The following is a 13,525-nucleotide window of genomic DNA, read 5'->3' on the forward strand; positions in this document are numbered from 1 at the left end:
TTTCACCATTCAAAACCTAAACAATATGAAACGTTTGCTTCTCCTTGCCGGTTGTCTCAGCGCAGCCAGTGCATTTGCCCAGAAGGGGGCGCCCAGGGCCAGTATTGATGCCACCATCACCGGCCTTAAAGACAGCGTAGTGTACATCATCATCCCCAAAGGCGATGACGCGCAGAAAGACAGCGTAACAGTGACAGCCGGCCACTTTTCCTGGAAAGGCAATGTACCCGAGCCACAGAAGATCTACATCATGATGGCACAGCGCTATAACGAACTGTTCATGGAAAATGCGCATGTGACCATCCATGGTAAAGCAGATTCGCTGGAAGCTTTGCAAATCAAAGGCTCCAAAGCACAGGCGGAATATGATGCCTACAAAGCATCAGTAGCAGACATCACCAAACAACAATACGCACTATACGATAAATATGAATCTGTAAAGAACGATGAAGCTGCGAAAGCTGCGTGGGAAAAGCAACTGAATGCACTCAGCGAACAAAAACAAGCCCGCACCGCCAAGTACATTGCCGCCCATCCCAACAGCGTGGTAAGCCTTGACCTGGTGGCAGAGGCCGCGACTATGGGCGAGTATGCAAAGATAAATGCCATGTACCAGCAACTGAGCCCCGCCATGAAGCAAACCCACACCGGCACTGCACTGGCGGAAAGACTGGAGATCTTGCGCAAAAGCGCCGTGGGACAACATTTCATGGACTTTACCCAGAACGATGTAAATGGCAAGCCGGTGAAGCTGTCTGACTTTAAAGGCAAGTATGTATTGCTCGACTTCTGGGCCAGCTGGTGTGGTCCCTGCCGCGCGGAAAATCCGAATGTGCTGAAAAACTACAACCAGTTCAAGGATAAGAATTTCACCGTGGTAGGCGTGTCGCTGGATGAAAGCGATGCCAAATGGAAAGAAGCCATTGCCCATGACAACATGCCCTGGATGGAACTGTCTGACCTGAAAGGCTGGAAGAATGAAGTGGCGGCGCAATACGGCATCCGCGCCATTCCCAGCAATTTCCTCATTGATCCCAACGGTATTATCATCGCCAGGGACCTGAGAGGGGCCGCACTGGAAGAAAAATTAGCTGCTGTACTTCAATGATCTAAATCCTGACACATATGCATATCAGATATTCACTGTTCACACTGCCTTTGTTCATTACACTGGCCGCCCAAGGGCAAACGTCGAAACCATTTACCCTCACGGCCAGCATTCCCGGCCTGGCAGACCGGTACGTATACATGAGCTATCCCAAAGGGCCGGATACTTACGGCACCGATAGCGTGATGGCAAAGCATGGCAAATTTGTTTTCAAAGGCAATGTGCCCCAGCCCGTAGAAGCGCGCCTGTACCTGGATAAGCAGGAAGCCATGTATGGCAAGGGTGACCTGGGCTCCGTTTTCCTGGAACCTGCTGCCCTGCAACTGAAAGGCACGGACGGCACGTTGAAAAACGCAAAGCTCACCGGTTCCAAAGCACAACAGGACCAGGATGTACTGACGGCCATGAATGCGGATGTACAGGCCCGCTTAAAGCCGCACTCCGATTCTTTCAACACGCTGAATGAGGAATACATTGCGGCCATCCACGCCAAGAAAAGTGAAGCGGAGCTGAAGCCTTACAAGGAAACGCTCGAAGGCATCAAGGAACGCATGGAACCTTACTACGAGGAAATGCAGCGCAACACGCGCACCTTCATTGATAAGCATCCCGATTCTTATGTGTCTGTGCAGAACCTGCGCTGGCTGGTCTCCGTGCTGACACTGCCGGAAGCAGAAGCGGCGTTCAACAAACTGACACCCCGCATCCGCGCCAGCATGGACGGTAAGTCTGTAGCCAAAGAACTGCATGACCTGAAGATGGGCTCTCCCGGCGCGGTGGCGTATGTATTCAGCAGGGCGGATATCAACGGCAAAATCGTTAACCTGGCGGATTATAAAGGAAAGTACGTGATGCTGGATTTCTGGGCCAGCTGGTGTGTCCCCTGCCGCAAGGGAAATCCGCACCTGAAATCACTGTACATGGCGTATAAGGATAAGGGCTTTGAGATCATTGGTGTGTCTGACGATGACAGTAACCCTGCGGCCTGGAAAAAGGCGGTGGACCAGGACGGCATTGGCATCTGGCGCCATGTGCTGCGTGGGCTGGATATGAAAAAAAGGGATAAGCACCTGCCCAATCCTGAAGATATCAGCGATCATTTTGGCATCCACAGCCTGCCCACCAAGATATTGATCGGCCCGGACGGAAAGATCATTGGCCGTTATGGTGGCGGGGGAGAAGATGATGACGCAATGGATAAAAAATTGAAGGAATTACTGGGCGCATGATCGTGCGGTAGGTATAAAGCAAGAAAAGGGCTGTTTCATCTTACAGATGAATGCAGCCCTTTCTTTATTTTTTGCGGCCGGTGTAAACCCATGTAAATGCCCCATTTGAATAAACCTGTTGACATACCGCATTTTATTACAAATCCCATTTGCAGGTAAACATCCTGCTGCGTATGTTTGTGCTTTCCGTTTTTTTGTTTATGAACTACCTGCCTCGTATCACGGATTTCCTGTTGTCATTAGGCCTGCGTATCGATTTTGCGCCGCTGGAAGCGCCTACCTTCCTGCCGGGTGTCCGCATTACGCAGGGCGGTCTTACCATTGATGAAGCACAATTGTTGTATCCCGGTGACGTGCTGCATGAAGCCGGCCACCTGCTTACGCTGCCCGCCGGTGTCCGTGGGAACATGGATGGTGACCTGCCTGATACAGACCTGCACCGTGGTGGCGAACTGATGGCGCTGGCCTGGAGTTACGCGGTATGCCTGCACCTGGATATGCCGCCGCAGGTGGTCTTCCACGAGCACGGTTATAAGAGTGGCGGCGCGCACCTGGTGGCTGAATTTGCGGCCGGCCGGGCAGTAGGGCTGCCCATGCTGCAGTATTACGGCATGAGCTTCGATGAGCGCCAGGCGGCGCTGCGCGGCGTGCCACCCTTTCCGCATATGGTACATTGGGTATGCCAGGCCTGATCCGCCATGGACGCTTGCCAGTTCCCCCATTCCCTGTAATTTTGCCGGGCAATTACCATGGAACAGCATCCGCGCGATATCAACTTACAGCTCAAGGTCACGAATAAACAGATCCTCCAGATAGCCTTGCCCATAGCGGCTTCTATCGTGGTGCCCCAGATCAATTTCATTACCAACAATATTTTCCTGGGCCGCCTGGGGGAGCAATCCCTCGGCGTGGCGGGCATTACGGGGGTGTACTACCTCATTTTTGCCGTGATAGGAGCGGGGCTCAACAGCGGCCTGCAGGCCCTCATTTCCCGCAGGGCGGGGGAGAACCGCATTGCAGAAATTGGCACCCTTTTCCACCAGGGTGTGCGCATTGCCCTGGGCATAGCGCTGGCAGGCATTTTCCTGACATATTGCATTGCACCTTTCGTACTGTCGCGCGCGTTACACGATCCCCGGCACGTGGAAATGGCCCTGCATTTCCTCTACATCCGTATCTGGGGTTTGCCCTTGTTGTACATTTACCAGATGCGCAATGCCTTGCTGGTAGGCACTAATAACAGCCGTTTTCTTGTGGTGGGCACCCTGGCGGAAGCGGTGGTGAATATTGTACTGGACTATGGCCTCATACAAGGCCACTGGGGCATGCCTGCGCTGGGTTTCAACGGGGCGGCCGTATCGTCTATCATCGCGGAAGCGGCGGGGCTGGTCATCATCTTTGGCGTGATGCGGTGGACCGGCATTACCCGGCAATTACAATTGTTCCGCAATATCCGCTATAACAAGGCACAAACGAAGCTGATCCTGAACCAGAGCACCCCGCTTATCCTGCAGAACGCCATCAGCATTGCCACCTGGGAATTTTTCTATATCCTTATTGAGCACCATGGAGAAACGGCGCTGGCCGTGTCTAACACCATGCGCAATATCTTTGGCCTGTTTGGTTGCCTGACCTGGGCCTTTGCCGCTACCAGCAATACCATGGTGGCCAATATCATTGGCCAGGGCCAGCAAACCCGTGTCATTGGCCTGGTGTGGAAGATCGTACGCATGAGTTTCGGCATTTCCGTGGTTATCTGCATCATCCTCAACCTGGCACCCGGCTTTTTCCTGCAGGTGTATGGGCAGCAGCCAGCCTTCATCCAGGCAGCCATCCCGGTGGTGCGCGTGGTGTCACTGGCACTGGTGCTGCAATCTATAGCCACCATCTGGCTCAATGCTGTAACCGGCACGGGCAATACAATTATAAACCTCATCAGCGAAACCCTCTCTATCCTGGTGTACGGCATTTACGTGTATACCACACTGGAAGTACTGAACCTGCCTATCGCTATTGGCTGGCTCAGTGAAATGCTGTACTGGATCGTGCTCTTTGTGCCCTCTTTCTGGTACATGATGAGCGGGCGCTGGAAAGATAAAGTGATCTGAATGGAAGCAACTATTACACTACGCACCGCCGGCCTGGTGGCTGTGAAAGACGGGCAACTGCTGCTGGCCTACAGCCGCCATAAGCAGGCCTGGTACCTGCCGGGTGGCAAGGCAGACCCGGGGGAAACCTCCGTGGAGGCCCTGGTGCGCGAGATCCGGGAAGAGCTTAATACAGACCTGGACCCGGCCCGCCTGCAGCTGTTCTGCCGCATCCAGGCCCCGGCCTTTGGCGAGGAGCCACATGTGTGGATAGACCAGGACTGTTTTTTATATCCACTGGACCACCCGATTATTCCTGGTAACGAAATTGAAGCAATTGCGTATTTTAGCCCCGCTGCCTATGCCCGGGAACCCCACCAGGTGATCGGGACATTGCAGGTTTTTGAAAAGCTGCGCGAGAACGGCCTCGTTTAAGCCGGCATAAACGGATACCAAACAATTCATGTAAAATGAAAAACTTCAAGCACATCATCATTGCCATGGCGGCCTGTGCCCCGCTCATGGCCAGCGCACAATCAAAACCCGAAGACACAGAAGTATGGAGCCCCGTACCTGCAAAAGTAACACCCGCAGGGGCCAGCACGGAAGCCCCGCCCTCAGACGCCATCATACTGTTTAACGGTAAGAACCTGGACGAATGGGTTTCCAACGCAGACCGTGATAAGCCCGCAGACTGGATCGTGAGCAAAGGCATTCTTACGGTGAATAAGAAAGCCGGCAACATCGAGACCAAGCGCATGTTCACCAACTACCAGCTGCACATTGAATGGCGCGTGCCCAAGACCATCACCGGCGAAGGCCAGGCCCGCGGCAACAGCGGCCTTTTCCTGGCTTCCCTGGGCAAGGGCGATCCCGGTTATGAACTACAGATCCTGGACAACTACGAGAACAAGACCTATGTGAACGGCATGGCCGGTTCCATCTATAAACAATTTATTCCCCTGGTAAATCCCTCCCTGCCGGCAGGTACCTGGCAGTCTTACGACGTGATCTGGACCGCGCCCACCTTTAACGAGGATGGGTCCGTAAAGACCAAGGCCTATGTGACCGTGTTCTTCAACGGGGTGCTGGTGCAGAACCACACCGAGCTGCTGGGCCCCACCCAGTACATTGGCAAGCCTGCTTATGTGAAGCATGGTGCGGCGCCCATCAAGCTGCAAGCCCATGGTGATAAGAGTGAGCCGATCAGCTTCCGCAATATCTGGGTAAGAGAACTGCAGTAAGGAAAACGACCCATCCAACTTTCAATATGCGGCCGCATCATTTTTGATGCGGCCGCTTTTTTAATGGATGCAATGCACAGGCTGAGATGGAAGGCGCGCTACCACCCGGGCCGTTTTCCTGCAACGTCTTCAGATGAAAAACAGTTTTAGGTATTCTATTTGCGCTTTCTTAATACCGATCATGAAGTGTATTATTCCAATTTTGCTCTTGTTGGGAGTGGCGTTGCAAACCGGCGCCCAGGGCCTGGTAGCCGGTAAGGTGGTAGATGCAGGCAACGCCGCTGCTGTGCAATATGCCACCGTAACGATCACCGATAAAATCAATAACAAGCTGGTGACTGGTGCCAGTACGGATTCTACCGGCGCCTTCCAGTTAAAGAAAGTGCCCTGGGGAACCTACAAACTGTCTGTTACATTCCTCGGTTATAAACCCTTGGTCTTCGATAACCTGGTGCTCAGCAAAGCCATACCCCGCCAGCGTTTGGGCACACTGAAGCTGCAGGCCAACAGCCAGTCGCTCAGCGGTGTTACCATCAATGGCACGCCGCCGGTGATCGAAAATAAGATCGATAAGATGGTGTACAATGCAGCCAATGATGTAACCGCCCAGGGAGGCGTGGCCCTGGATGTGCTGAAGAAAGTGCCCCAGGTATCGGTAGATGCGGACGGGAACGTGGAGCTGCAGGGCAATGCGAACATCCGCTTTCTCATTAACGGTAAGCCTTCCAGCATCTTTGGCAGCAGCCTCACAGACGCACTGTCTGCCATCCCGGCCAGCCAGATCCAGCACATTGAAGTGATCACCAGCCCGGGTGCCAAATATGATGCGCAGGGCACCGGTGGTATCATCAACATTGTGATGAAGGAAAATAAAATGAAGGGCGTGAATGGCAGCATTACCGCGGCGGCGGGCACCCGCATGGAAAACACGTCGGTGAACCTGAACATGCGCAGCGGTAATTTTGGGATGAACGCTTTCTTCAGCGGCAATGCCACCCTGCGTTCCAAGGCACCCAACAGCCAGGACCGCACGGCTTTCAATGCGGCCGACAGTACTTATAACCACCTGGTGCAGGAGGGCTATACCTATTTAAAACGGCATGGTTATGAAGCAGGCCTTGGATTTGACTGGAATCTCAGCAAAAAGGATGTACTGAGCGCCGGCTTCCAGTATAGTGATTTCAGCAGTGTGCGCGATGGGTTTACCAACCAGCAGGAGATCAACCTGGATGCGGGGAAACAGCCGTTGGGCGCCGTTTACAGCCAGCGCACCTCCACCGCGCGCAACGATTTTCATGCCTTTGACTGGAACCTGGATTACAAGCATACGTTGCCGGGCAAAGGTGGTGACCTGGAGTTGTTGTACACGGCCAGTTACGGCACGCCGGCGCTGCAAAGCCGGCAGGAGCAGACTTACGTGGGCGCCCCTGCGCCTTTTTCCGGTACGTCCAATGCCAGTACCGGTACCGACCACCAGCACATTGTTTCCCTGGACTATGCAAAGCCCCTGGGGGAACATGCCACGCTGGAAGCCGGTGTGAAAGGCACTTTCCAGCAGATCAGCAACCTTACGGACGTAACGGTGCTCAATGCAGGCAACGGCGGGTATGTGAAAGACCCGCTGCAATCGTACAACCTGCGTTATAATATGAATGTATATGCAGGGTATGTATCGTCCTCTTTTTCCCTCTTTCAAAAATTCCTGGATGTAAAGGCTGGTGTGCGCGTGGAGCGTACAGAGGTAAGCATCAGCTACCAGGATACCCATATCCCCTCTTACACTTCCTTTGTGCCATCGGCCACGCTCTCGCATAAGCTGAATGAGCAGTCGTTTGTGAAGTTGTCTTACTCCCACCGCATAGAACGCCCGGAATATGACGAGCTGAATCCTTTCCTCAACATCAGCGATCCTTACAACATCACCACGGGGAACCCGCTGCTGCTGCCGGAAATAGCGGACAACTTTGAACTGGGGTACAACCGCAGTTTTGCCAACGGGGGGAATTTATACGTAGCCCTGATGGAGCGCCTGGACATCCAGGACATCAAGCCTTACACCACTTTTTACCCCAGCTTTAAAGTGGGCGATTCCACCTATAGCAATGTGTCGGTGACCAGCCGTGCCAACATTGGCAATGAAAATAACGCAGGCCTGATCATTTCCGGTTCCATGCCCCTGCTGCCCGACCTGGACCTGCGGGGCAATGTGATGGTCTTTAACCGGCACGTGGTGAACCACCTGGACTCTTCCAACACCACCAATGGGCTGAACTGGAGGGCCAATGCCAACCTGAGTTACAAGCTGCCCCAACACCTGATCATAGAAGCATTTGGCAACTACCGCTCTGCGTTCAACAGTATCCAGGGCCGCGCGCCCCAGTTCATCACGTATACGCTGGCGCTGAAAAAACAGATCGGTAAAAGTAAGCTGGATATAGGGCTGGTGGCTACTAACTTCCTGCGAGATGATGTGCGGCAGGTAACTACCATCCACACGCCGGTGTACGACGCCTACAGCGTGCGGGAACTACCGCTGCGCTCATTTGGCGTAAGCGTGAACTACCGCTTTGGTAAACTGGAATTTAAAAAAGAGAAAGCGCATGAGCTAAAGGACTATCCCGGGGAGAATTAATGTTCCTGGTGCAGGGGTCTTATAACCCTGGCTTTACGGCCAGGGTATTTTTATGCGGGAAAACATATCCATCTTACCATAGGCAAGGCCCTGTTCATCTACCCGCTCACCAAAAAGAGCTTCCATTTCCCCCATCCGCGCACCCCAAAAAGAACCCCCATTGTTCCCACCGCCCATTTTTTTATTTGGAAAATACCGGGAAGTAATTTTATATTTGTTGAGTAGAACAGAATAGAACAAACCAAATAATTCCACGGACTGAAAAAGACAGTCAGCACGTTATGACTGGCCGGACCCTCCTTTGAGGAAAAGGCTTTCCAGCTCCGCTATGCCAATAACAAGCTCGTATACCAGTAATAAGCAATCCGTAGCGTCCACAACAGATTGTCATTTCATACATAACCGCTTATCAAAAACAACCTTCAACACTTTATGCGCCACGTTATGCATACAAGAATTGTTTCCAACATGCTATGGCTGCTCCTTTCCGTTGCAGCGATGCTCACCGGCGCCGCTCCCGCGCTGGCCCAGGGCAGCAGTACCGTATCCGGTACCATTACGGATATTAAAGGTGAGCCCCTTCCCGGTGTAACCGTGAAGCTCACAGGCACACAAACGGGTACCACGACCGACAATGCCGGTCATTTTTCCCTGCATACCACCTTGAAAAGTGGCGTGCTGGAATGCACGTTTGTAGGGTTTGAAGCCCAGTCAGTGCCTTTTGTAGCCGGCAGTAACCTGCAGGTAAAAATGCAGCAGGCTACCGCTTCCGTGGAGGAAGTAGTGGTAGTAGGTGCCCGCATGAAGAAATCGGACCTTACAGGTGCGGTGGTGAATGTGGACTCCAAAACCCTGCTCCAGCGCCCGGCCACCAACATTAACCAGGCCTTGCAGGGCAATGCTGCCGGTGTGTTTGTCAGCAATGGCACCCGCCCCAGTGACGATGCCACCATCAAGATCCGCGGTACCAACACCATCAACGCGGGCAGCAATCCTATCTATGTAGTGGATGGGGTGGTGATGGAAAACAACCAGGGTGGTTTTAACTCCATCAACGTAAACGACGTGGCCTCCGTGCAGGTGCTGAAAGACGCTTCTGCCACGGCTTTGTACGGCTCCCGTGGTGCCAATGGCGTAGTGGTGATCACCACCAAGAAAGGCCAGCGCCGCGGTGGGGATGGCCTGGTAACCTACGATGCCTGGGTAGGCGTGTCCAACTTTACGCAGATGCCTAAAGTGATGAACGCCCGGCAGCTGTTTGACCTGCGCACGGACGCTTACGCTAACGGCTATATGAAAGATAACCCCACGGCAGACCGCCAGACCTATATCGACAGTGTGCTGCTGAAGGGCAATGTGGCTTTCTCTGCACAGGAATTTGCCACGCACAACGCAAACCAAAGCTTTAACTGGCTGGACCAGGTAACCCGTACGGGTGTGCAGCAGAACCACGCCGTGAGCTTCTCCGGTGGCGCTGACCGCGGCGTGTTCTACCTCAGCCTGGGTTATGCCGGCCTTAAAGGTGTTGTGGATGGCACCAAGCAGGATAAATACACCGGCCGTTTCAACGCGGACTACGATGTGAAGAAATGGCTGAAAGTAGGTACCAATACGGGCTTTACCCGCACCAATGACGACATGCCTTCTGATGATGTGTATGGAAAAGCATTGAACGCAAACCCGCTGCTGAACTATGCGCCTTACCGCAATGATTCTACACGCTACACGTACGACTACCTGACCATCTACTACCGCTCCCACGGTGAGCAGAATAACAACGACTTCAACCCGTTCAACTCCCTGCTCATCCAGCGCGACCGCGCACGCAGCCGCGTAACATCTTCCAACTACGTAGCCCTCACGCCCATCAAAGGCCTGGAGATCCGTTCTACGTACGCACTGGACTACGGCGAGCAAAGCTGGTTTGAATTTACCCCGCACAACATCCAGGAAGCTATCCGCAATTACAATGGCGATGCACGCGCCAAGCATGAAAGATGGAGCGACACTTACTGGCAGTGGGATAACACCGTTACTTATAACACCACCATTAACCGCGATCATAAGCTGACCGCCCTGGTGGGTACCAGCTCCAGCAAACGTAATTCCAACTACACGCTGGCACAGGGCGACCGTTTTGCCAGCGATGACCTGGGTTATCACAACCTGGGAGGCGCCGCCGCCACGGCCAAGTCTATCCTGGGCTCCGACTTCTATGCATATACGCTGAGCTCTTTCCTGGGCCGTGTGAACTATAGCTTCAGGGACAAATATTTCCTGACGGCTACTGCCCGTTATGATGGTTCTTCCCGCTTCGCGGAAGGTAACCGCTGGGGCCTGTTCCCCTCTGTGTCTGCCGCCTGGAGCATCATAAATGAGGATTTCATGAAGCACCAGAACATCTTCAGCCAGCTGAAGCTGCGCGCCGGTTATGGAGTGGTAGGTAACCAGGATATTTCCAACTACGCTTACCAGACGCTCTATGGTTCTAAAGTGGACAACAGCAGCGCCATCATCACCAATAACACCAATAGCGGCAATATTGATGATGGCCGCCGTGGTAATCCCAACATTACCTGGGAAAAGCAAAAGCAAAGCAACATCGGCCTGGAAATGGGCTTCTTCAAAAGCAGGCTGACGGTGAATGCGGATGTGTTCTACATCAACAACGACAACCTGCTGCTGAACCGTAAACTGCCCACCACCAGTGGTTATACCCAGGAATGGCAGAACGTGGGCCGCGTGAATAACAAGGGCCTGGAACTGGCGGTAACAGGCGCTATCATTGAGAAGAAAGACTTCAACTGGTCTGTAGCCGGCAATATCTCCTTCGACAAGAACGTGGTGAAAAAACTGTATGGCGATGCTACTTACATCTACAACACAGACCAGAACGTGGTACAACGCGAAGGCAACCTTTTTGTAGGCCAGTCGCTCCACACCATTTACACCATGGTGAGTGGCGGCATTGCACAGGAATCCAACCGCGACCAGTGGGCAAACCTGAACTACAATGGTAAGACGGTGAACCCCGGTGACCTTTTCGCAAAGGATATCTCCGGCCCCAATGGCAAACCCGATGGAATTGTAGACCAGAATGACAAGATGGTGGTGGCAAAAGAAGACCCCAAATTCTACGGTGGCTTCTCTACAAACCTGAACTACAAAGCCTTTGGCCTGAATGCTGTATTCACCTACTCTTACGGTGCGCACAAGATCAGCAGCTATTATGAAACGCTGATCAACAGCAATGGCGAAAGCATGGCGTCTACAGACCTGCTGAACCGCTGGACGCCGCAGCACACCAATACCAACGTCCCGCGTGTGATCGCTAACACCAGCTATAACCGCTTCAATCCTTCAGACCTGGACTATGCTATCCAGAATGCCTCTTTCCTGCGCCTGTCCGCATTGACGCTTTCTTACACGCTGCCGGACGAAACCCTGGGCAAATGGAAGATGAACAACCTGCGCCTGTACGTAACGGGCTCCAACCTGTTCTGCCTGACCAAGTACAAGGGCTTTGATCCTGAAACCGGCGACTATGGCTATCCGCCCGTCAAGATGTTTGTATTTGGAGTGAATGTAGGTTTCTAAAATTTCAACTGTTAAAACTATGAAACGCACAATAATAATGTCCATGATAGCAGGTGGTGTGATGTTGTCCACCGCATCCTGCAAGAAATTCCTGGACCAGACCAGCCAGACCAAGCTGGATGAGAATACGGTTTTTTCTGACCTGGACCTGGTAGAAACCGCCCTCAAAGGCGACTATGCCAACTGGAAGGCCATCCGCACCGATGAGCAGGGCCTCATCATGATGATGGGCACTGATGAAACCCAGCAGGGCGCTTTCCAGATGAAAAGTGATGCATTAAAAGGAGGACTGGACCGCTATGATGCAAACCTGAACTCCACGCTTAATCATATCGGCAACCAGTGGGACCTGCGCTGGCCCATTGTGAACGATGCGGCCAAAGTAGTGAAAGGCCTCAACACACCAGACCTGGTAGCAGGTTCGCGCCAGGCAAAGCTGGTGGGCGAAGCCTCCTTTATCCGCGGTTTCCTGGATTTCCAGCTGGCCATGTACTGGGGTGAAATTCCCATCCGCGACCTGGCCCGCGAATCAGAACTGGGCCTGCGCCGCCAGCCCCTGAAAGATGTATGGACCTTCATCCTGGAAGACCTGCAACGGGCGGCAGACAACTGCCCGGATCAGAACGATCCCGGTAGGGCCACTTCCGGCGCTGCCCTGGCCATGCTGGGTAAGGCTTACATGTCGGCCCCCGTATCTACCGGCCTGCGCGACTTTTCCAAGGCGGCTGCCTGTTTTGAGAAAATGATGGGCCGCTATTCCCTGGTGCCTTACGCGGATCTTTGGGATTATAGCAAGAAGAACACCGCGGAGTCTATCCTGGAATTCCAGTTCGACATTAATCAGCCCAATAACAACAAGCTCCAGTTCCAGATCGGTTCCCGTGCGGTACAGGCTTATTTCGGGGATGGCTGCTACATGTCTGGCTACGACAAGATCCTGCCCACGGCCTACGCCTACCTGCCTACCGATAGTGGTGGGGTGTGGGAAGCCGGTGACCTGCGCCGGAATGAGTCTATCCGTTATGATTTTACGTATTTTGGCCAGAAGCCTACCCTGGCACCCATTACCTGGGAAGACCTGGGCAATGATTATGATGAGCTGATGCCGCACGTGAAGAAGTATGAAGACTACCGCACAGACAAGCACACTGATAACCAGATCAATAACATGTGGAACTCCGGTAAGGACATCCTGGTGCTGCGCCTGGGCGACATTAAACTCTGCTACGCAGAATGCCTGAATGAGCTGAACCGCGGAGCTGACGCGGTGGCGGTGGTGAATGAAGTGCGCACCCGCGCGTGGGGGGGCACACTGCCGGTAGACAAAGCATGGAAAGCAATGTCGCAGGATGCTTTCCGCACGGCTATCATGGATGAAAGGATCCGGGAATTGTTTGCGGAAGACTGGCGCCGTATAGACCTGATCCGCACCGGCAAGTTCGTGGAGCTGATCAAGGCCCGCAACAAATGGGCAAAGCAGTCTAACACGATCCAGCCATACCACATGTTGTTGCCCATCCCGGATACGGAGATGAAGCTGAACGACCAGATCACACCAGCGGACCAGAACCCTGGTTATCACTAGCAGATCTTTTTAAAACGCAGGCCCGTAGCACCATGCCACGGGC

9 protein-coding genes are annotated in these 13,525 nt (G+C 53.4%); all 9 read left to right on the top strand.

What is annotated here, in order from left to right; genetic code table 11:
• Positions 1-25 precede the first annotated feature (25 nt).
• The gene (locus tag DCC81_RS09745; protein WP_108686337.1) at positions 26-1,108 is read left to right on the top strand and encodes a TlpA disulfide reductase family protein; all 1,083 of its coding nucleotides are present in this window, start codon (positions 26-28) and stop codon (positions 1,106-1,108) included.
• A gap of 17 nt (positions 1,109-1,125) precedes the next feature.
• Positions 1,126-2,337 carry a TlpA disulfide reductase family protein gene (locus tag DCC81_RS09750; protein ID WP_108686338.1) on the top strand — a complete coding sequence of 404 codons (1,212 nt, stop codon included), beginning with the start codon at positions 1,126-1,128 and terminating at the stop codon, positions 2,335-2,337.
• A gap of 200 nt (positions 2,338-2,537) precedes the next feature.
• Positions 2,538-3,029, top strand: a complete 492-nt coding sequence (locus tag DCC81_RS09755; RefSeq protein ID WP_133177622.1) for a hypothetical protein — start codon at positions 2,538-2,540, stop codon at positions 3,027-3,029.
• Between the two features lie 57 nt (positions 3,030-3,086).
• A complete protein-coding gene (locus tag DCC81_RS09760; RefSeq protein WP_108686340.1) occupies positions 3,087-4,445 on the top strand; it encodes an MATE family efflux transporter in 1,359 nt (452 codons plus the stop codon).
• The gene (locus tag DCC81_RS09765) at positions 4,446-4,859 is read left to right on the top strand and encodes an NUDIX hydrolase (RefSeq protein WP_108686341.1); all 414 of its coding nucleotides are present in this window, start codon (positions 4,446-4,448) and stop codon (positions 4,857-4,859) included.
• A gap of 35 nt (positions 4,860-4,894) precedes the next feature.
• A complete protein-coding gene (locus DCC81_RS09770; protein ID WP_108686342.1) occupies positions 4,895-5,668 on the top strand; it encodes a 3-keto-disaccharide hydrolase in 774 nt (257 codons plus the stop codon).
• 181 nt (positions 5,669-5,849) lie between these two features.
• Complete coding sequence (locus tag DCC81_RS09775; protein WP_165806518.1) at positions 5,850-8,300, top strand: TonB-dependent receptor domain-containing protein; 2,451 nt, start codon at positions 5,850-5,852, stop codon at positions 8,298-8,300.
• A 444-nt stretch (positions 8,301-8,744) separates the two neighbouring features.
• Entirely contained in the window at positions 8,745-11,897 is a 3,153-nt protein-coding gene (locus DCC81_RS09785) for a SusC/RagA family TonB-linked outer membrane protein (RefSeq protein ID WP_108686345.1), read from the top strand.
• A gap of 19 nt (positions 11,898-11,916) precedes the next feature.
• Positions 11,917-13,482: a RagB/SusD family nutrient uptake outer membrane protein gene (locus DCC81_RS09790; RefSeq protein ID WP_205686284.1), complete on the top strand. Its 1,566-nt coding sequence runs from the start codon at positions 11,917-11,919 to the stop codon at positions 13,480-13,482.
• Positions 13,483-13,525 lie beyond the last annotated feature (43 nt).

Source organism: Chitinophaga parva, from assembly GCF_003071345.1.
GTDB lineage: Bacteria > Bacteroidota > Bacteroidia > Chitinophagales > Chitinophagaceae > Chitinophaga > Chitinophaga parva.

What these genes read in the sequence shown, in the direction of transcription:
- DCC81_RS09745 (WP_108686337.1), top strand. Translation starts at nt 26, where the DNA reads ATGAAACGTTTGCTTCTCCTTGCCGGTTGTCTCAGCGCAGCCAGTGCA.
- DCC81_RS09750 (WP_108686338.1), top strand. Translation starts at nt 1,126, where the DNA reads ATGCATATCAGATATTCACTGTTCACACTGCCTTTGTTCATTACACTG.
- DCC81_RS09755 (WP_133177622.1), top strand. Translation starts at nt 2,538, where the DNA reads ATGAACTACCTGCCTCGTATCACGGATTTCCTGTTGTCATTAGGCCTG.
- DCC81_RS09760 (WP_108686340.1), top strand. Translation starts at nt 3,087, where the DNA reads ATGGAACAGCATCCGCGCGATATCAACTTACAGCTCAAGGTCACGAAT.
- DCC81_RS09765 (WP_108686341.1), top strand. Translation starts at nt 4,446, where the DNA reads ATGGAAGCAACTATTACACTACGCACCGCCGGCCTGGTGGCTGTGAAA.
- DCC81_RS09770 (WP_108686342.1), top strand. Translation starts at nt 4,895, where the DNA reads ATGAAAAACTTCAAGCACATCATCATTGCCATGGCGGCCTGTGCCCCG.
- DCC81_RS09775 (WP_165806518.1), top strand. Translation starts at nt 5,850, where the DNA reads ATGAAGTGTATTATTCCAATTTTGCTCTTGTTGGGAGTGGCGTTGCAA.
- DCC81_RS09785 (WP_108686345.1), top strand. Translation starts at nt 8,745, where the DNA reads ATGCATACAAGAATTGTTTCCAACATGCTATGGCTGCTCCTTTCCGTT.
- DCC81_RS09790 (WP_205686284.1), top strand. Translation starts at nt 11,917, where the DNA reads ATGAAACGCACAATAATAATGTCCATGATAGCAGGTGGTGTGATGTTG.